The 18,096-nt window shown below is 59.4% G+C and carries 14 protein-coding genes; 10 read left to right on the forward strand and 4 right to left on the reverse strand.

Annotated features, from left to right (window positions below; genetic code table 11):
- Window positions 1–111: 111 nt before the first annotated feature.
- Complete coding sequence (locus ACM6I6_RS07620; RefSeq protein ID WP_414919689.1) at window positions 112–1,071, forward strand: MerR family transcriptional regulator; 960 nt, start codon at window positions 112–114, stop codon at window positions 1,069–1,071.
- Window positions 1,072–1,119: 48 nt separating this feature from the next.
- Here the strand turns inward: ACM6I6_RS07620 and ACM6I6_RS07625 are convergent, their stop codons facing one another.
- Both ACM6I6_RS07625 and ACM6I6_RS07630 read right to left on the reverse strand, forming a co-directional pair.
- Window positions 1,120–1,725 carry a hypothetical protein gene (locus ACM6I6_RS07625; RefSeq protein WP_414919690.1) on the reverse strand — a complete coding sequence of 202 codons (606 nt, stop codon included), beginning with the start codon at window positions 1,723–1,725 and terminating at the stop codon, window positions 1,120–1,122.
- A 54-nt stretch (window positions 1,726–1,779) separates the two neighbouring features.
- Window positions 1,780–2,256 carry a PAS domain-containing protein gene (locus tag ACM6I6_RS07630; protein ID WP_414919691.1) on the reverse strand — a complete coding sequence of 159 codons (477 nt, stop codon included), beginning with the start codon at window positions 2,254–2,256 and terminating at the stop codon, window positions 1,780–1,782.
- A 102-nt stretch (window positions 2,257–2,358) separates the two neighbouring features.
- On the opposite strand from ACM6I6_RS07630, the gene ACM6I6_RS07635 reads away from it, so the two are divergent.
- The 4 genes from ACM6I6_RS07635 (at window position 2,359) to ACM6I6_RS07650 (ending at window position 5,797) form a co-directional block, all read left to right on the forward strand.
- Window positions 2,359–2,814, forward strand: coding sequence for a flavodoxin (locus ACM6I6_RS07635; protein ID WP_323605585.1), 456 nt, complete (start codon window positions 2,359–2,361; stop codon window positions 2,812–2,814).
- Between the two features lie 122 nt (window positions 2,815–2,936).
- Window positions 2,937–3,719 carry a class II aldolase/adducin family protein gene (locus ACM6I6_RS07640; protein ID WP_323626010.1) on the forward strand — a complete coding sequence of 261 codons (783 nt, stop codon included), beginning with the start codon at window positions 2,937–2,939 and terminating at the stop codon, window positions 3,717–3,719.
- Window positions 3,719–4,621: an alpha/beta fold hydrolase gene (locus tag ACM6I6_RS07645; protein ID WP_414919692.1), complete on the forward strand. Its 903-nt coding sequence runs from the start codon at window positions 3,719–3,721 to the stop codon at window positions 4,619–4,621. Before ACM6I6_RS07640 ends, ACM6I6_RS07645 begins: the two co-directional genes overlap by 1 nt.
- Before the next feature lie 264 nt (window positions 4,622–4,885).
- Window positions 4,886–5,797: an SDR family oxidoreductase gene (locus ACM6I6_RS07650; RefSeq protein ID WP_323605588.1), complete on the forward strand. Its 912-nt coding sequence runs from the start codon at window positions 4,886–4,888 to the stop codon at window positions 5,795–5,797.
- 47 nt (window positions 5,798–5,844) lie between these two features.
- Here ACM6I6_RS07650 and ACM6I6_RS07655 read toward each other — a convergent pair whose 3' ends face one another.
- Window positions 5,845–6,105: a hypothetical protein gene (locus ACM6I6_RS07655; RefSeq protein ID WP_323605589.1), complete on the reverse strand. Its 261-nt coding sequence runs from the start codon at window positions 6,103–6,105 to the stop codon at window positions 5,845–5,847.
- Between the two features lie 1,214 nt (window positions 6,106–7,319).
- On the opposite strand from ACM6I6_RS07655, the gene ACM6I6_RS07660 reads away from it, so the two are divergent.
- From ACM6I6_RS07660 to ACM6I6_RS07675, 4 genes are all read left to right on the forward strand, one after another.
- A complete protein-coding gene (locus tag ACM6I6_RS07660; RefSeq protein ID WP_414919693.1) occupies window positions 7,320–9,113 on the forward strand; it encodes a DUF1302 domain-containing protein in 1,794 nt (597 codons plus the stop codon).
- Window positions 9,114–9,137: 24 nt separating this feature from the next.
- A complete protein-coding gene (locus ACM6I6_RS07665) occupies window positions 9,138–10,508 on the forward strand; it encodes a DUF1329 domain-containing protein (RefSeq protein ID WP_274073974.1) in 1,371 nt (456 codons plus the stop codon).
- A 139-nt stretch (window positions 10,509–10,647) separates the two neighbouring features.
- Window positions 10,648–13,203: a helix-turn-helix transcriptional regulator gene (locus ACM6I6_RS07670; RefSeq protein ID WP_323605591.1), complete on the forward strand. Its 2,556-nt coding sequence runs from the start codon at window positions 10,648–10,650 to the stop codon at window positions 13,201–13,203.
- 187 nt (window positions 13,204–13,390) lie between these two features.
- Entirely contained in the window at window positions 13,391–15,832 is a 2,442-nt protein-coding gene (locus ACM6I6_RS07675) for a dermonecrotic toxin domain-containing protein (RefSeq protein WP_414919694.1), read from the forward strand.
- Window positions 15,833–15,837: 5 nt separating this feature from the next.
- On the opposite strand, the gene ACM6I6_RS07680 is transcribed toward ACM6I6_RS07675, so the two are convergent.
- Complete coding sequence (locus ACM6I6_RS07680; protein WP_274073971.1) at window positions 15,838–16,632, reverse strand: IclR family transcriptional regulator; 795 nt, start codon at window positions 16,630–16,632, stop codon at window positions 15,838–15,840.
- A gap of 159 nt (window positions 16,633–16,791) precedes the next feature.
- Here ACM6I6_RS07680 and hmgA point away from each other — a divergent pair, with 159 nt between their 5' ends.
- Window positions 16,792–18,096 (forward strand): homogentisate 1,2-dioxygenase, encoded by a 1,305-nt coding sequence (hmgA, locus tag ACM6I6_RS07685; RefSeq protein WP_274073970.1) that lies wholly within the window; start codon window positions 16,792–16,794, stop codon window positions 18,094–18,096.

An 18,096-nucleotide genomic window follows, 5' to 3' on the forward strand; every position in this document is an offset into this window, starting at 1 on the left:
TCCTGATTCTACCCGCGACGTCAGTGGCTCGGTAACAATCTATGCCTTGAACCATAGAGGTGCAGCGGAGGTACAATGGGATTTGAACCACACATGGATGTAGGCCGATAAATGCCTGTCTTGACCGACGTTGACCTGGATGTGTCACCGGCGCTCTCCCTGGAACGGGAAGAGCTTTTTCCGATTCGCGAGGTGGCGCGCCTTACCGGTGTTAACCCGGTCACGCTTCGCGCATGGGAGCGACGGCATGGCCTGATCGTGCCCACTCGCACCGAAAGCGGGCACCGCCTGTATTCGATGACCGATATCGAGCGGGTGCGCAGCATCCTCAACTGGATCGAGCGCGGGGTAGCGGTCAGCAAGATCAGCAAGATCCTGGCCAAGACCGCGCCGTTACAGGCACTGGCCCACATCATTCCCAACAATCTGGTGCAGGCCGATTACGCACAATGGCAGCAACAGATTGCGGCTGCCGTCAGCGCTTTTGACGACGCCCGGCTGGAGCAGGTCTATGGGCAGATTTTTTCCAGCTACTCCCAGCCGGTTGTTTTCCAGGACATCCTTCTTCCGCTGTGGCGGCAATTGCTGCAGCGCCAGGACACGTTTGGCCGGGCCAGCGAGTGGTTGTTCCTCGATGGTTTCCTGCGCTCACGGGTGGTGCAGCGCCTGCTGTTGATCCGTGACAGGCACCCCAGGCGCGTCATCGTGAGCGCCTTGGCAGGCCAGTGTCGCGAGCTTGAATTGCTGATCGCCGCGTTGTTCCTCGCAAACGATCAAATGGGGGTGCGGGTGCTGACCACCGGCCAACCGTTCGACGAACTGACCCTGGTCTGCGAAAGGATCAAGCCCCGGGCGCTGGTGCTGTTTTCCAACCACGTCCCCAGCCCCGACTTGCCCCGGCGCCTGAATCGTCTGGCGATGAGCCTGGATTGCCCTTTGCTGCTGGCCGGTGATGCGTGCGACCTGGCGCAGGAAAACCTCGCCGGGTCATCGATCGGATGCCTGGGAAATGAGGGAACGGTGATGCGTCAGCGCCTCAACCAGTTTCTGGCGGGCAACCTGGATACCTGATGTTCAGAGGGGCAGGGTTCAGAAGGGCAGGATTCAGAAGGGTAGGGCTCAGAGGTGCAGGGTAGGATGGGTCAAGCGATGTTGTTGCAGAATGAACTGGCGCAGGCGCTCGGTTTCATCCAGATCGTTCTGGCTCAGTTGGTAGGCTAAGAAACCCCGCTCGGTTTCTTTTTCCAGCGTGCCACGCAAGGCGATCCGCTCATAACCTGATGGGCTGAACCACAAGGCGAAATGCTTGGGTGCCTTGGTCTTGTTGCGAATCTCCAGCAACACCCCTTTGAACGATACTTCGTGCACCCACAGGGTGCCGGGTTGGCCCTTGGCGTTTTCCAGCGCCACCGGTTCGTCGAGTACCAGCCGCCATGGCCGGACCGATGGCCCGCCTTCATAAATGCTCGGCACGCCCAGGCGCAGGTGCATGGCATGAAATTCGTCTTCCACCAAATGCAGGGGGAAGGTCATTTGCTGGTTTTCGAAATTGGCTTGCAGGGTGACCTGCTCATGCGCGGCCAAGCGCGTGAGCAGGTCACGGATCTGCGACCCACCATTGACGAGCAGGCTCGACGTCGCATCCCGCACATTCAGCTGCGGGTTGTGTTGCATGGTCTGGATAAAATCCAGCTCGTCCTGGGTGAGGAGCGCGTCGCGTTGCATGATGGGCTCGAAAAATTTAGTTACAGAGGCACTGGTGATTGTAGTTAATGACAATTAATTCGCGGTTTTGTTTTTGCCGTTCGTCGCTTTGAGCGCATCAAGCTCGGCCTGGACCTCGGCCAATTGAGCTTCAAGCTGCACCACTCGCTGCTGCGCCTTGACCTGGATGGTCACGTCCTTCTGTACGCCAATGAAATAAACCTGCCCGTCACTCGAACTTTTCACCGTCGAAAGCGACAGTTCGTTCCAGAACGGCGTGCCATCCTTGCGGTAGTTGCGCAGGATTTCCCGGCAGGAGCCTTCACTGGCCAGCGCGTCACGAATCTTCGGCAAGGCGTCCTGGTCGCGGTCCCCTGACTGCAGGAAGCGGCAATCCTGGTAGAGGATTTCTTCGCTGGTATAGCCGGTGAGGCGTTCGAAAGCCGGGTTGACGTAGATCAGGATCTTGTCCTGATCGCCTTCCTTTTCGGCAATCACGATACCGTCGTTGGAGGCATTGATCGCCAGCTGCAGCAGCTTCGCGTTGATCATCGGTAAAACCCTTCCTTGTTGGTCGTCTGTGGGATTCTAAAAGAACAATCCAGACCGTGCTGTTAATATCCCGGTCTTTTATTCAGCTTCAGGATCAGATTGATGAAAGTCGCCATCATTTCCGGCTCGGTGTACGGCACGGCCGAAGAAGTTGCCCGCCATGCCGCCAATATTTTGAAAGACGCCGGTTTCGAAACCTTCCACAACCCCCGTGCCAGCCTCGCCGATCTTCAGGCCTTCGCGCCCGAAGCCTTGCTGGCGGTGACGTCGACCACCGGCATGGGCGAGCTGCCGGACAACCTGCAGCCCCTGTACTCGATGATTCGCGACCTGCTGCCCAGTGCCTGGCGAGGCTTGCCGGGGGCCGTGATCGGCCTGGGCGATGCGAGCTATGGCGATACCTTTTGCGGCGGTGGTGAGCTGATGCGCGAGCTGTTCGGTGAGTTGGGCATTGTCGAAGTCCTGCCGATGCTGCGCCTGGACGCCAGTGAAAGCGTGACCCCGGAAACGGACGCCGAGCCTTGGCTGGCGGAACTGGTCGACGCCCTGCGGGGCTGATCGACACCGCTGACTCGCTCGGCCATCAAGCTGGCTGCCAATGCAACTACGCGAACCTCGGAGGGTGACTAGACTCGGTAGTCATTGGAAACACTCCATAATAAAAACCGAGGTTCCTTTTCGTGAGCGTAGCCCCCGTCCAATCCGCTTCCAGCGTCAAAGACCAAGTCAGCGCTGCCGAGTGGCAGGCCCGCGTCGACCTCGCTGCCTGCTACCGCCTGGTCGCCCAGCATGGCTGGGATGATCTGATTTTCACCCACATCTCCGCCAAGGTGCCCGGCACCGAAGACTTCCTGATCAACCCCTATGGGCTGATGTTTCACGAAATTACCGCCTCGAGCCTGGTCAAGGTCGATCAGGCAGGCAACAAGTTGATGGACAGCCCCTACGAGATCAACCCGGCGGGGTACACCATCCATAGTGCGGTGCATGAAGTTCGCCACGATGTCGTGTGCGTGCTGCACACCCATACGGCTTCGGGCGTGGCGGTGTCGGCGCAGCGCCAGGGCATTCTGCCGATCAGCCAGCAGTCGCTGTTTGTCCTGTCCAGCCTGGCGTATCACGGCTACGAAGGCGTTGCCCTCAACCACGAGGAAAAGGCGCGACTGCAAGCCGACCTCGGTGAAAACAATTTCCTGATGCTGCACAACCACGGTCTGCTGACTTGTGGCAGCACCATCGCCGACACCTTCCTGGCGATGTTTATCTTTCAGCGCGCCTGCGATATCCAGGTCATGGCGCAGAACGGCGGGGCAGAACTGATTGCCATCGAACCGCAGATTCTCGCGGGGGCCAAGGCGATGATCGCCGGTGTCACCAAAAGTGCTCAAGGAATGGGCGGAGCGCTGGCCTGGCCGGCGCTGCTGCGCAAGCTCGATAAACTCGACCCGGGATATAAACTCTAATGCAACTTGCCGAGATCCCCCTGAGTGTCTGGCGCAAGCGCGGCCAGACTTTCGTGTTTCGTGGTCACGCCATCCGTTACTGGACGGCGGGGCAGGGTGAGCCGCTGTTGCTCATCCATGGTTTCCCGAGCGCCAGTTGGGACTGGCATTACCTTTGGCAACCCTTGGCTCAGCGTTATCGGGTGATTGCCTGTGACATGCTCGGTTTCGGCGACTCGGCCAAACCGCTGAATCACGAGTACAGCCTGCTGGAGCAGGCCGACCTGCAACAGGCGCTGCTGGCCCACCTGGGCATCGAGCAACCGCTGCACCTGCTGGCCCACGACTACGGCGACAGCGTGGCCCAGGAACTGCTGGCCCGGCACTACGAAGCGGGCATCGACCTCGCCAGTTGCGTGTTCCTCAATGGCGGGCTATTCCCCGAAACCCATCGCCCGGTGCTGGTGCAAAAACTCCTGCTCAGCCCGCTGGGTTGGATGATCGGCCGTGCGTTCAGTCGCGATGGCCTGGTGAAGAGTTTCCGCCAGATCTTCGGCCCGCAGACCCGTCCCAGCGAGAGCCAGATGGATGATTTCTGGAGCCTCGTTGAGAGTAATCACGGGCCACGAGTCATGCACAAATTGATTGCCTACATCCCCGAGCGGCGAGTCCAACGCGAGCGTTGGGTCGGGGCGATGCAGCGCGGCGACGTGCCGCTGCGGGTGATCGATGGCGAGGTCGATCCGATTTCCGGTGCGCACATGGTGGCGCGCTACCGTGAACTGATCCCCAGCCCGGACGCGGTCCTGCTCAGCGACATTGGTCATTACCCACAAATCGAAGCGCCATGCCAGGTGCTCAAGCACTACCTGGCGTTTCGCGACCGTTTGATCGCAATGCCGCTCAAGGTGGCTTGCTCCTAGTAGCCCTGTGGAAACCGGCCCTCGCGACCACACCCGATCCCCTGTAGGAGCTGGCTTGCCAGCGATGGAGGTCAACGATGACGCGGGGAGCCTGACACCCCGCGGTGCTCTCAGTTTTTTCGCGAGCAAGCTCGCTCCTACAGGGTTCATGTTCATCATCCCCCTGCCTTATCGCACACCATTCAGCCTCCCCCGTATTCATTGTGACCCGCAGCCCCGTGCCTGACACTCCAATCCATTGTCCCTGGCCTGCTGGAGTTCCCCATGAATGAGTCTGTGCGTTTCGAAGATAAAGTCGTGATCATCACCGGCGCGGGTGGCGGCCTGGGACGGGCGCACGCACTGCTGTTCGCCAAACAGGGCGCCAAGGTGCTGGTCAACGACCTCGGCGGCTCGACCCAGGGCGAAGGCGCCAATGCCTCGGCGGCAGACCGCGTGGTCAGCGAAATTCGTGAGGCGGGCGGCACCGCCGTCGCCAACCACGACTCGGTCACCGACGGCGACAAACTCGTCCAGCACGCCCTTGACGTCTTCGGTCGCGTCGACGTGGTGGTCAATAACGCCGGCATTCTGCGCGACAAGACCTTCCACAAAATGGAGGATGGCGACTGGGACCTGGTGTATCGCGTCCACGTCGAAGGCGCCTACAAAGTCACCCGCGCCGCGTGGCCGCACCTGCGCGAGCAAAACTATGGCCGGGTCATCTTCACCGCGTCCACCTCAGGCATCTACGGAAATTTCGGCCAGTCCAACTACGGCATGGCCAAGCTCGGCCTCTACGGCCTGACCCGCACCCTGGCCATCGAAGGCCGCAAGAACAACATCCTGGTCAATGCCATCGCCCCCACCGGCGGCACCCGCATGACCGAAGGCCTGATCCCGCCGCAAGTGTTCGAGCAACTCAAGCCGGAACTGGTCAGCCCGCTGGTGGTGTACCTGGCCAGCGAAAACTGCCAGGAAACTTCCGGGCTGTTCGAAGTCGGCGGCGGCTGGATGGGCAAGGTGCGCTGGGAACGCAGCCTCGGCGCCGGGTTCGATCCGCGGGTCGGTTTCTCGCCGGAAGACGTCGCGGCGCACTGGCAGCAGATTTGTGATTTCGAAGGCGCGGCGCATCCGAAGGACAATATTGAGGCGCTGAAGGAAATGATGGGGAATTTGCAGAAGTATTCGATTTAAGGGTTTAGATACCCCAAGCCGCAAGGTGCGGCTTGGGGTGTGATTTTTTACTCGACGTAGCGTTTTTCTATGACGAACTGGGGGGCTTTCCAGTTGGGCCCTTTGTTTGATAGTCCCTTTTCCCCCTTCACTAAAACACCCTTTTCAAACAGTCGCGCATAGGAGATTCGAAGTTCTCCGTGCCGGATGGCTTCAGGCTTATAGCGACATATCATCATGTCTAAATGCGGGTGAGCTTTAATTAGAGCGAAAACTGTAACGATATCGTCTAAGGATTCATTGTTAACGATTTGTTGAATATCGCTCATTTCCATATCTCCTTCAGGAATCGTTGATAGTCACGCTCATCTTGTTTCTCCGCAGCGGCTAGCGCTTCCGGCGTGTACAGCAGTGAGGGATCATCTTTCAGTTTGAAATCTTCCAAAGTGGCAGTATGAACATTGTTCCATGCGGGGGACTCAGTACGCCTAATTCCCGTGCGATTGATTGCAATGGTGGCACCGGGTCCGTGGGGCCTTCATTTCGGGTCGCTGTAAGTTCTGCTTCCAGGGTTGCCGGTAGCTGAGCGGATCTGGTTTGATACTCCTGTTCCAGCGCTCGAGTGGTGTTTATTACGGTTCCACGATTTTGATTATAAGTTGATACCCCAGGTCCAAAAGGTCCCGCTTGCAAACGCGTTCCCGATTGGGGAGGGGGAATAAAGTGATCGGGTGCTACCCCGATTGTTACCAGCGGCGTGTCTATTTCAAGAAAGCCGGGTCTTGAATTTTTGTCCTTGGGGCGCGCTGGTGGCCTTTGCATATTAAAATCCTTTTAGTAGGAGCGTGTTTGGGACGCAAACATGTTGGCGCGGTTACGCTACCAACCGTCTTGTCTGGCCACTAAAAAGTTACAGCTAAATGACAAGTAAGGGGTCTGAGAAGTGCGTAGGCTTTTACAGAGGAAATTGAGAGAGGTTTCGATCCGGCAGGAATATATGCTGGATTATCTTTCTGTGTGAAAAGCTATTTCTTATAGTGTTATAGGAAATTTCTTGTAGGACGTACGTTTTAACTTTAGTGGTTGGGAAATTCCGCACAAACCACCGCCCATAAAAAAGGCCGCTGCAAACGCAGCGGCCAAAGAAGACGTTGGATCCAGGAGCTACAAATCAACGTCGATGTACACGGGGCGATGACTCGATACGTTCAAATCATCTGAAATCTGTCGCGAACCGCGAGGGCGCTTTGCGGCTGCTTTTTCCGAAAGCGCAGGGCAAGAATAAGTCTTTGCCGGCCAAGGAAAAATAGCGATCGCGGAGATGCACCGTTACGGTTGGTGCAACAGTCCTGCCTGCCAGCAGCGTAGACCATGTTTCTGAATGATGCCTTCACATCCAGTGTGTCTATGCCCCGCGCAATCCCCCCGTGCCACGCAGTCATTCATCCTTTCGAGCGACACCACGAATACCTCCTTGGTGCGCTTATCGCTCCCGGCGCTCGGCAGTAGGGTGTGGCCTTCTGTCACTCACCGGGGAAGACGCATGACAAAAACAACAATGCGCGCCATCTTCACACCGCAGGCGCTGGCCGTTGCGGTGGCCTTGGGGTGCTGTGCCCAGGCGCAGGCGCTTTCATTCAACATTGGCGAAATCGAGGGCACGTTCGACTCTTCGCTGTCGGTCGGTGCGAGCTGGGGCATGCGCGATGCCGATGATGCCCTGGTCGGCATCGTCAACGGTGGCAGCGGGCAGGCGTCGACGGGTGATGACGGGCGGCAGAATTTCAGCAAGGGTGAAACTTTCTCGAAGATCTTCAAGGGTATTCACGACCTTGAACTCAAGTACGGCGACACCGGTGTGTTCGTCCGTGGAAAGTACTGGTACGACTTCGAATTGAAGGACGAAGACCGGCCGTTCAAGCCGATCAGCGATCACAATCGCAAAGAGGGCTCCAAGTCGTCCGGTGGGCAGATCCTCGACGCCTTCGTCTATCACAACTATTCCATCGCCGATCTGCCAGGCACGGTGCGCGCCGGCAAGCAGGTGGTCAGTTGGGGCGAAAGCACCTTCATCGGCAACTCGATCAACAGCATCAACCCGGTCGACGTCTCGGCTTTCCGCCGTCCCGGTGCAGAGATCAAGGAGGGCCTGATTCCGGTCAACATGCTGTTCGCCTCCCAGGGCCTGACGGACAAGTTGACGGTGGAAGGCTTCTATCAGCTGGAGTGGGACCAGACCGTCGTCGATAACTGCGGCACCTTCTTCGGCGCCGACGTGGTGGCCGATGGGTGTGACAAGGGCTACACCGTGGCCAGCCCGGCCATTGCGCCACTGCAGCCGATTGCCGCTGCGTTTGGCCAGGGTTTCGAGGTCACCCGCGAAGGCGTGGTCGTTCCTCGTGGTCAAGACCGCGATGCCCGGGATTCCGGGCAGTGGGGTACTGCGCTGCGCTGGCTGGGGGATGACACCGAGTACGGTCTGTATTTCATGAACTACCACAGTCGTACGCCCAACGTCGGTACCACGACGGCCGGCCTGTCCACACTGGCGAGCATTCCCGGAATTGTCGCGGCCGCCAACCGTATCGCTCCCGGTAGCGGCTCAGGCCTGGCGCAAAGCGTAATGCTCGGTCGCGGCCAGTATTACCTTGAATACCCGGAAGACATTCGCCTGTATGGCGCGAGCTTCTCCACCACCTTGCCCACCGGCACGGCGTGGACCGGCGAGATCAGCTATCGCCCCAACCTGCCGGTCCAGATCAACAGCACCGACCTGACCCTGGCGATGCTCAACCCGATTGCCGGTGGCGCCGCGTCGCCGATCCAGACTTCACCGGGTGCCGACAACAAAGGCTACCGGCGCAAGGAAGTGACCCAGGTCCAGAGCACCCTGACGCACTTCGTCGACCAGGTCGCGGGCGCGGATCGCCTGACCCTGGTGGGTGAAGCGGCCGTGGTCCGGGTCGGTGGCCTGGAGGCGCGCAGCAAGTTGCGCTACGGCCGCGACTCGGTGTACGGCCAATACGGCTTCGGCGGTGACACCGATGGTTTCGTCACGTCGACCTCCTGGGGTTATCGCGCCCGCGCCATCCTCGATTACAACAACGTCATCGCCGGGATCAATTTCCGTCCCAACCTGTCGTGGTCCCACGACGTCGCCGGCTACGGCCCCAACGGGCTGTTCAATGAAGGGGCCAAGGCGGTCAGCCTCGGCGTCGATGCGGACTACCGCAACACCTACACCGCAAGCCTCAGTTACACCGACTTCTTCGGCGGTGACTACAACGTGCTCGAAGACCGCGATTTCGTCGCGTTGAGCTTTGGCGTGAACTTCTGACCTGGCTGAAAAAGGATGAATTCAATGCGCAAGATGATTCTGCAATTGGGCACCGCCCTGGCCCTGAGCCTGCTGGCCGTCAACGTGATGGCGGCGGTATCGGCCGAAGAAGCCAACAAGCTCGGCACCAGCCTCACGCCCCTGGGCGCCGAGAAGGCCGGCAATGCCGCCGGAACGATTCCAGCCTGGACCGGTGGTATTCCCAAGAATGCGGGTGCGGTGGACAGCAAGGGCTTTTTGGCCGATCCGTTCGCCAATGAAAAACCCTTGTTCATCATCACCGCCGCGAACGTCGACCAGTACAAGGACAAGCTGTCCGATGGCCAGGTCGCAATGTTCAAGCGTTATCCCGAGACCTACAAAATACCGGTCTATCCGAGCCATCGCACGGCGGCACTGCCGCCGGAGGTTTACGAGGCGGCCAAGCGCAGCGCACTGAATGTGACGCCGACCAACGACGGCAACGGCCTGGCCAATTTCACCGGCAATCGCTACTACGCCTTTCCGATTCCGAAGAACGGGGTCGAGGTGATCTGGAACCACATCACCCGTTATCACGGTGGCAACCTGCGTCGCACCATCACCCAGGCCACGCCCCAGTCCAATGGCGATTTCACGGTCATCCGCTTCAAGGACGAAGTGGCGGTGCCGTCACTGCTGGGAGACCTGAAGCCAGGCAGCGATGAAAACGTCCTCAACTATTTCAAGCAGGAAGTCACCGCGCCGGCGCGCCTGGCGGGCAACGTGCTGCTGGTCCACGAAACCCTCGACCAGGTCCAGGAACCCCGCAAGGCCTGGATCTACAACGCCGGTCAGCGCCGTGTGCGCCGGGCACCGCAAGTGGCCTATGACGGCGTGGGCACTTCGTCCGACGGGTTGCGCACCACGGACAACTTCGACATGTTTTCCGGCGCGCCGGATCGCTATGACTGGAAGCTGATCGGCAAGAAGGAAATGTACATCCCCTACAACAGCTACAAGCTCGACTCGCCTAACCTGAAGTACACCGATGTGATCAAGGCCGGGCACATCAACCAGGACTTGACCCGCTATGAGCTGCATCGGGTCTGGGAGGTGGTTGCCACGGTCAAGCCCAATGAGCGGCATGTGTATGCCAAGCGTCACATGTACATCGACGAAGACACCTGGCAGGTGGCCCTGGCCGATCATTACGACGGTCGTGGCCAGCTCTGGCGGGTGGCTGAAGGGCACGCGCAGTTCTACTACGATCATCAGGTCCCGGCCTACACCGTTGAAGCGCTGTACGACCTGATTGCCGGTCGTTACATCGCCTTGGGGATGAAGAACGAGGAGAAGCGCAGCTTCGAATTCAACATCGCCGCCAAAGCCGGGGACTACACGCCTGCAGCATTGCGGAGTACAGGTGTGAGGTAGATTTCCTACAGCGTTTGCACAAAAAGGTGACCTCGTGGTCACCTTTTTTATAGGGCTCGATAAGTGTGTTGAATACTTCTTCAATAAGCGCTCGACAGGGGGCTAGGGTGGCGCCACAAAAATAAAAAGGCGCACCACTATGACTGCCATGACGACGTGTCTGGACCGTCCTGGACACCTGCCCCGATTGTCTCCACATCACTTGTATCGCGCGCGCCTGGTCGAGCCGTTGCTGGCCTCGACGGCGCGGGTGAAATTGCTCTGCGCGCCGGCCGGCAGTGGCAAGAGTGCGCTGCTGGTCGAGTGCATGCTCAATGCGCCTGCAACCTGCCAGGTCCGCTGGCTGCCAATGGCGGGGGAGGCGCTCAGTGTCGATGGCTTTTGCCAGCGCCTGGCGCAGGCGCTGGGACTGGCAACGGCGGATGAGTCGGTATTGTTGGAGTACCTGGCTCGATTACCGACCGCAACCTGGCTGTTTATCGATGACTACTGTCGTGTTCCTCACCCGGCGCTGGACCTGTTGCTCGATCGCTTGCTGGCCGGCAGCAGCCCGATGATCACCTGGTGGTTGAGTGGGCGGCGACGTGCGCAATGCAACTGGCCACGGCTGCTGCTCGGTGACGAGCTGTACGATGCCGAGCCTGCCGCACTGGCGTTCAATCAGGATGAAATCGAAAAACTCTTGCATCACCTGGAGCCGGCCCTGGCCGCGAAAGGTGCCGAGAGAATTTTCCGGAACAGTGGTGGCTGGTGCGCCGGGGTGCGGATAGCGCTGCTGCAAAAATGCGACTGGACCCGCCACGACACCCCGAACGGTCGACCGGATACCCTGCACGACTACCTGGAGCATGAGCTCTTCGCCCATCTGGCGCCGGAGCTTGCCGAGGCCTGGCGGGTGCTGGCGCAGTTGCCACGGTTCAACGCTCGGCTCAGCGATCACCTGTTCGGCGCTGGCGAGGGCGCGCAATACCTGAGTGCGTTGCAGGAGCGGGGCTGTTTCATCGAGCCCTGGCAAGACTCCACAGACTGGTTGCAGGTCTTCGCTCCCCTGAGCCGTTTGATGCGCGATGAACAATGGCCGGCCGCACGCTTCTGGCATCGTCGTGCCTGCCAGTGGTTCGTCGCCGAGCAGGACTGGAAGGCCGCGTTTGAACAGGCCTTGCTGGCGCAGGAGTTCGAGGTCGCCGTCAGCTTGTTGCAGCATTTCGGTTTCGAGCAGTTGTTCGAAGAGCAGACCGTCGTTTTGCTCCTGCGTTTGCACGAGCAACGCGGCGAGGAGTTGCTGTTTGGCTCGCCGCAACTGGTCGGCTTGATCACCGCGGCCTTGTTGTTCGCCGGGCGCTTCGAACAGGCAGCCGAGTGCATCGAACAATTGTCGCGATTCAGCCCCCAGCCGTCGGCATTTCTGCAACGGCAATTGATCGCACGCTGGCAGGCTCAACAGGGTTGGCTCCTGCATTTGTTGGGGCGCATGGATGCGTCCCGGGCGCACTTGCTCGAGGCGCTCGACGAGCTCGACCTGGAGTGTTGGCCTGCCCGGCTGATGTGCCTGTCCGGGTTGACCCAACAGGCCTTGCTGCGGGGCGAACTCGACGTCGCACAGGCGCTCAGCCGGGAGGCGTTGTGTCTCGCCCGGGCGCAAGGCTCACTGGTATTCGAAGGCTTGCTGGAGCTCGATCACGCGCAATTGCTCGAGCAGCGCGGAGCGTCCGGCAGGGCCGATGACCTGCTCGCCCACATGCACGGCCTGCTCTGCAGCCAGCATGGCAATGCCGGACCCTTGTTGGGGCGGATCGCCCTGCGTCGCGGCCGCTTGAACCTGAGCCTGGGCCGCGAGCAACAGGCGGCCATGTACTTCGAGACCGGTCTGCAGATCTGCTTGCGCAGCCAGGACAAACGCGCGCTGTATGGCTTCCTCGGGCTGGCCCAGCTGGCGGCGAATCGCCTCGATTACGCCCAGGCATTCGACCAGCTGCGCGACGCCGAACGGCTGATGCAGCAACGGCGGATTCCCGAGACCGTGTATCGCGGAGTCTTGCTGCACACCAGTATCCATTTCTGGTTGCAACAAGGGCGACCGCAACTGGCGTACCAGGCCCTGACCCGGGTGTTGCGTCACTATCATGGCCCCTGTGCACGCCAAGCCCCTCCGGCCACGCTGGAGCTGATTGACGGCCTGGAATTCCTGCTGGTCCTGACCGAGGTTTACCTGGGGCAGGCGCAAACGCCTCTGGAGCGGCTTGAAGGGCAACTGCAACGGGCCAGGCAGCGGGGGATGACGGCGCTGCAAGGGCAATTGCATCTGGCGCTGGCTGAAGTCGCCTGGCTTGCAGGCGATGCGGACGCTGCCCGGCAAGCACTGGCGCAAGGACTGGCACTGGTCGAGCGGTGCAACCTGCAACAGGCCCTGCGCGATCTGCAGTTGCGCCAGGCGCAGCTGCCGCAAGCCATTGGCCTGACCGAGTCGCGCGATGATCCCCAGGCGCCGGGTGCGGACCAGAACCGCTTGAGCCAACGTGAAATACAGGTTCTGCGGCTAGTGGCGCAGGGCAACTCCAATCAACAGATTGCCGATCTGTTGTTCATTTCCTTGCATACGGTCAAGACCCACGCGCGACGCATCAACGGCAAGTTGGGTGTGGAGCGCCGGACGCAAGCCGTGGCCAGGGCGAAAGTATTGGGTATTGTTACTTGATGTTTGAATTGGCAGGTACTTTGTCTGTTCATGAATGCACACAAGTTTCGGGGTGTACTTCGCTGGCTGGAGTGTTTATAAAATTTGAATCGCCCCGGTAGTGACAGTCATTCAGTTTGAGTTTTTGAACAGGTTGGGGCGTTCGCAGTAACAAACTGCATAATGATGGATGCAAAAAGGACAGTGCATGAATATTAATGGATTAACCAATGAGGCCAAGTACAGGCTTCAAGAAGAAGTGTTACGCCCGACCAGGCAAACACAACAGCTGCCGGATTGGCTGCAGCGTGCAAGTGAGGAGGATCGCCAATACTACTTTGATGCCGAGCAGTCCCTGACAGAAAGTGAACAGGCGCTGGACAAACTGCTGGGTGAAACAAAATCCTTCAAGGCGTTCGCCCGATTTTATGCGCAGGAAGTTGTACGGATTCTCACCGGTGAAGTTCTCGAGCCGGAACATGTTTTCGTCAACGCTCGCCACACATTCTTTGTCGGCAAGCAAAAGGTCGTGCAGGGCAATCGCGTAACGCTTCCCGAATTCATGCTCAACGGATTGTACGGATCCACCGCAATCCCGCTGGAGATCAAACTGGAAGGGGAGGCGCTGCCGTCCGGCATGGATGAGGAAGATCTTTTGGAGCTGATGCTCGACGCAAGCATGCGCAAGCTCTATGCGGAAAAATTCGAAAAGAAATACGCGGACGAAGCCGTGCTTCAGGCCCTACAGCTTCTTTTGGGGTGTCGTATAGCCCTGAGTTCGTTCAGTGCGAAACTGCAGAGACAAATTAATGACGAGAGCCTGAAGATCGTCGCTATTGCCACGCAGGGTGACGAGCAATATTCAATGGGAGCACTCTCGATCGTTGATTCGAAAAGCGGTTTCGAGGGGATGATTGTCTATTGCGGGCCACAGGGTGAAGAAGGCCCTTGTGTACTTTATGCTCCGCAGGGTCCGGGTGGCCGGAGCTGGTATGAGTTCCCGAGCTTCAGGCAGTTGACTTTCCATCTGGCTGACTGGATCGCTCAAGCCGAAGGGCGCAGTTACCTGAGCCGCCAGACCCTCGCCAGTGAACGCGCCAGCATCGACGCGTACATGAGACTCGTACAAGACCTGCCGACTCAGTGGCGTGGCATCCAGCGCAGCCCTTGGTCGAATAGTGCAGAGGGTGCATTGCACAAGGCAGTTATGCAGCATGTCGATTGGCTGCGGGGAGAAATGGACGCGGTTGTGCCCGCAGGCTATCGCTCGGCTACCGCAGCCCAGCGCCAATGTTATGCCCGGCTGAACACCGAGCTCAAAGGTTTAACCCGACTTGCAAGCCGCGAGGCAGCGCTGATCAGTTACGAAGAATTCGCCCATGGGCTGATCAAGAAGTGTGCAGAGGAGGTCCTGGCGCAAAACGGCGAAACAGTCGACATCGATCCTGACCTGATTGTGGTAAGGCTTGATGCCTCGAAAGAGATGACCTTGTCCCGGATGATCATCGAGGAACATCACATTACCGAAGCCAGTGGTCCCGCCCACAACCCCGGAATCTACCCGTCCATTCGTCTATCTCCCGGTCATCCGCCTGTTTCCGACCTGCTGATCGAGTATTTGCCGGGCTGGTCAAGAACGTTGCGCCCAGGTGAGCAGTACATCGCCATGTTGAGGCGCGACTATCTGGATCAGGGCGCCCCGGGTTATGCCTTGAAGCGCGACGTCTTCCTGGATCTGCGGCGACATGAAATGCATCGATCAGCGTTGGAAGAATTGTTCAGAGGTCATCTTGAACACCAACAATTTGAGCAGCTCGAACGGCTCATTGATCAGCTGCGCGAAGCGGAACCTGGCGCAAGTCCGGATTCTGAAGATCCTGATTCCCCTCAACGCGAGGGTGTCTACACGTTTTATCTGCAAGATCGCCAGGTCGACGGCGTTTATATTTTCCGCCTCATGCGCAATGGCGTCGCCGAGGATCTGCTGTATACCCCCTATGCACCGGATTGCAGATCGTTCAGACCCTTGGCCGAGTTTGCCAAATCGGTAAAAACGGCGGGCCTTGGCAGTTATTACAGCAAGCGAGTCAAGTACACGCAGCAGAAAGTCGTCGATGCATACCTCGAGAAAGTGAAGCGCAGCAGCATCGAGGACATCCCTCATTTGCAGTTCGATAGTCGAGTCCGCGATTTCTCCCGTTGCTACACCGATGCAATCGCTCAAATCATTGACGACGTTGATGCCAAGACTACCAGCCTTGGGGAGATCGTCGGCAAGCTGATCTACGATACTGCCGTCGCGGCGGTCGCCATTGCCAGCATTCCTTTTGCACCCATCGGACTCGCATTGAGTGCAGTCGTGATGACGAAAGCGGTGTTTGAGGGGGCTAAGGCGTATCAGGAAGGGGACTACGAGAAGTTGTTCTCAAGTTACCTCGATTGCATGATGGAACTGGCCACCATGCGCATCGGCAAATTGGGGTTCTCGGTGGCGCAGAAGGCCATTGCCAAACAGCTCGGGAATGTTAATACCTGCATGGGGGCAATCTCTGCGTGCACCGGCACAACGGTGGATCTGGCCGTTGTCAGCGAACTGATGAAGCAGTCGCTCGCCGAGCCTGATTCCAGCGAGCGAACGATCTTGATGTAATCCGGCTAGCCGATGACGGTGGACGGTTCATACCCCATCCGCCAACTGACGGCCCGGGTCGCCGCCAGCAAGCGCTGGGCCGCCGGGCCGTTTTCGTCGGCATGGAACAACGAGGCCGGGCCGACAATGGTCATCACGGCAGCCACCTGCCCGACGGCGTTGAACACTGGCGCGGACAGGGCATCGACGCCGGGCATCAACAAGCCGTGCACATGATGCAAGCCGCGGTCGCGGATCTGCCCGCAGAGCGTTTCATAGGCCTGATCATCGCCGAGGGGATGGGCGCTGACGGATTGCAGTTCCTGCTCGCGCAACTCGACGGTTTCGCGCTTGGGCAGGTAGGCGCCGAAGACCAGGCCGGTCGATGAACTGAGCAACGGCAATACCGAGCCCAATTGGGTCACCACCGTCACCGCGCGCACCGCCGGTTCGATATGCACCACGGTCGCGCCCTGGTTGCCCCACACCGCGACAAAACAGGTTTCGTTCAAGTCGTCGCGCAGTTCGGCCAATGGCAGGGCAGCGACTTTCAGCACGTCCATACTGTTGAGTGCCGCCAAACCGACGCGCAACGCTTCGCGGCCGAGCCCGTAATGGTTGGTCGCGGCATTCTGTTCGGCAAAACCACTGGCGATCAGCGCCTGCAGATAGCGATGAACCTTGCTCGCCGGCATTTGCACGTGCTCGGCCAGGCGCGACAGCGAAGTCGAGGGCGACAGCTCGGCGAGCGCCTTGAGGATGTCGGTACCCACCTCGGCGGAGCGGACTTTCTGTTTACCGTTGCTTTCAGGCTTTTCCATGGAGGGATCCCGGGACGAATGGGCGTCTTTATAGCTTGACGGTCAATACCAATCAAATTACGTTATGCGTAATCAGATTACGATAAAAACAACCCCGGCGTGCCATGATCGCTGTCATAGCGTGAAGGGCCATTGCCGACTCCCTGTTCAGGAGGCTCCATGAACTCCGATTCAAACGTCCAGGCGCTGGCCTATCAGTCAGGCTTTGGCAACGAATTCAGCAGTGAGGCATTGCCCGGCGCACTGCCCGTCGGCCAGAACTCCCCGCAAAAAGCGCCGTACGGTCTCTACACCGAACTGTTCTCCGGCACCGCCTTCACCATGGCCCGCAGCGAAGCGCGGCGGACCTGGATGTACCGCATTCAGCCTTCGGCCAATCACCCGGCGTTCGCCAAGCTCGATCGGCAACTGGCCGGCGGTCCGTTGGGCGAAGTGACGCCCAATCGCCTGCGCTGGAACGCGCTGGATATGCCAGACGAGCCGACCGATTTCATCGACGGCCTGGTGAGCATGGCGGCCAACTCTGGCGCGGATAAACCGGCGGGGATCAGCATCTACCAGTACTGCGCCAACCGCTCCATGGAGCGCGTGTTCTTCAACGCCGACGGCGAGCTGCTGCTGGTGCCGCAACAGGGCCGTCTGCGCATCGCCACCGAACTGGGTGTGCTGGAAGTGGCGCCGCTGGAAATTGCCGTATTGCCTCGCGGGTTGAAATTCCGTGTCGAACTGCTCGACCCGCAAGCGCGCGGCTACATCGCCGAGAACCACGGCGCGCCATTGCGCCTGCCGGACCTGGGGCCGATCGGCAGCAACGGCCTGGCCAATTCGCGGGACTTCCTGACCCCGGTGGCGGCCTACGAAAACCTGCAACAACCCACGACCCTGGTGCAGAAATTCCTCGGTCAGTTGTGGGCTTGCGAGCTCAATCACTCGCCGTTGAACGTGGTTGCCTGGCACGGTAACAACGTGCCGTACAAATATGACCTGCGCCGTTTCAACACCATCGGCACGGTCAGCTTCGATCACCCGGACCCGTCGATCTTCACGGTGCTGACCTCGCCGACCAGCGTCCACGGCCTGGCCAACCTCGACTTCGTGATCTTTCCGCCGCGCTGGATGGTGGCCGAGAACACCTTCCGTCCACCGTGGTTCCACCGCAACCTGATGAACGAGTTCATGGGGCTGATCCAGGGCGAGTACGATGCCAAGGCCGAAGGTTTCGTGCCCGGCGGCGCGTCGCTGCACAGCTGCATGAGCGCCCACGGGCCTGACGGCGAGACCTGCACCAAGGCGGTCAACGCCGACCTCAAACCGGCGAAAATCGACAACACCATGGCCTTCATGTTCGAGACCAGCCAGGTGTTGCGCCCGAGCCGCCATGCCCTCGATTGCCCGCAACTGCAAACCAACTACGATGCTTGCTGGGCCACGCTGCCCGCCACTTTCGACCCGACCCGGAGATAA

The organism is Pseudomonas sp. IT-P218 (assembly GCF_949767605.1).
GTDB classification, from domain to species: Bacteria; Pseudomonadota; Gammaproteobacteria; order Pseudomonadales; family Pseudomonadaceae; genus Aquipseudomonas; species Aquipseudomonas putida_AE.

Bases quoted from the DNA above. Each gene is read 5' to 3' on its own strand.
- ACM6I6_RS07645 (WP_414919692.1), top strand. From the start codon at position 3,719: ATGCAACTTGCCGAGATCCCCCTGAGTGTCTGGCGCAAGCGCGGCCAG.
- ACM6I6_RS07660 (WP_414919693.1), top strand. From the start codon at position 7,320: ATGACAAAAACAACAATGCGCGCCATCTTCACACCGCAGGCGCTGGCC.
- ACM6I6_RS07625 (WP_414919690.1), bottom strand. From the start codon at position 1,725: ATGCAACGCGACGCGCTCCTCACCCAGGACGAGCTGGATTTTATCCAG.
- ACM6I6_RS07670 (WP_323605591.1), top strand. From the start codon at position 10,648: ATGACTGCCATGACGACGTGTCTGGACCGTCCTGGACACCTGCCCCGA.
- ACM6I6_RS07635 (WP_323605585.1), top strand. From the start codon at position 2,359: ATGAAAGTCGCCATCATTTCCGGCTCGGTGTACGGCACGGCCGAAGAA.
- ACM6I6_RS07620 (WP_414919689.1), top strand. From the start codon at position 112: ATGCCTGTCTTGACCGACGTTGACCTGGATGTGTCACCGGCGCTCTCC.
- ACM6I6_RS07675 (WP_414919694.1), top strand. From the start codon at position 13,391: ATGAATATTAATGGATTAACCAATGAGGCCAAGTACAGGCTTCAAGAA.
- ACM6I6_RS07650 (WP_323605588.1), top strand. From the start codon at position 4,886: ATGAATGAGTCTGTGCGTTTCGAAGATAAAGTCGTGATCATCACCGGC.
- ACM6I6_RS07630 (WP_414919691.1), bottom strand. From the start codon at position 2,256: ATGATCAACGCGAAGCTGCTGCAGCTGGCGATCAATGCCTCCAACGAC.
- hmgA (WP_274073970.1), top strand. From the start codon at position 16,792: ATGAACTCCGATTCAAACGTCCAGGCGCTGGCCTATCAGTCAGGCTTT.
- ACM6I6_RS07655 (WP_323605589.1), bottom strand. From the start codon at position 6,105: ATGAGCGATATTCAACAAATCGTTAACAATGAATCCTTAGACGATATC.
- ACM6I6_RS07665 (WP_274073974.1), top strand. From the start codon at position 9,138: ATGCGCAAGATGATTCTGCAATTGGGCACCGCCCTGGCCCTGAGCCTG.
- ACM6I6_RS07680 (WP_274073971.1), bottom strand. From the start codon at position 16,632: ATGGAAAAGCCTGAAAGCAACGGTAAACAGAAAGTCCGCTCCGCCGAG.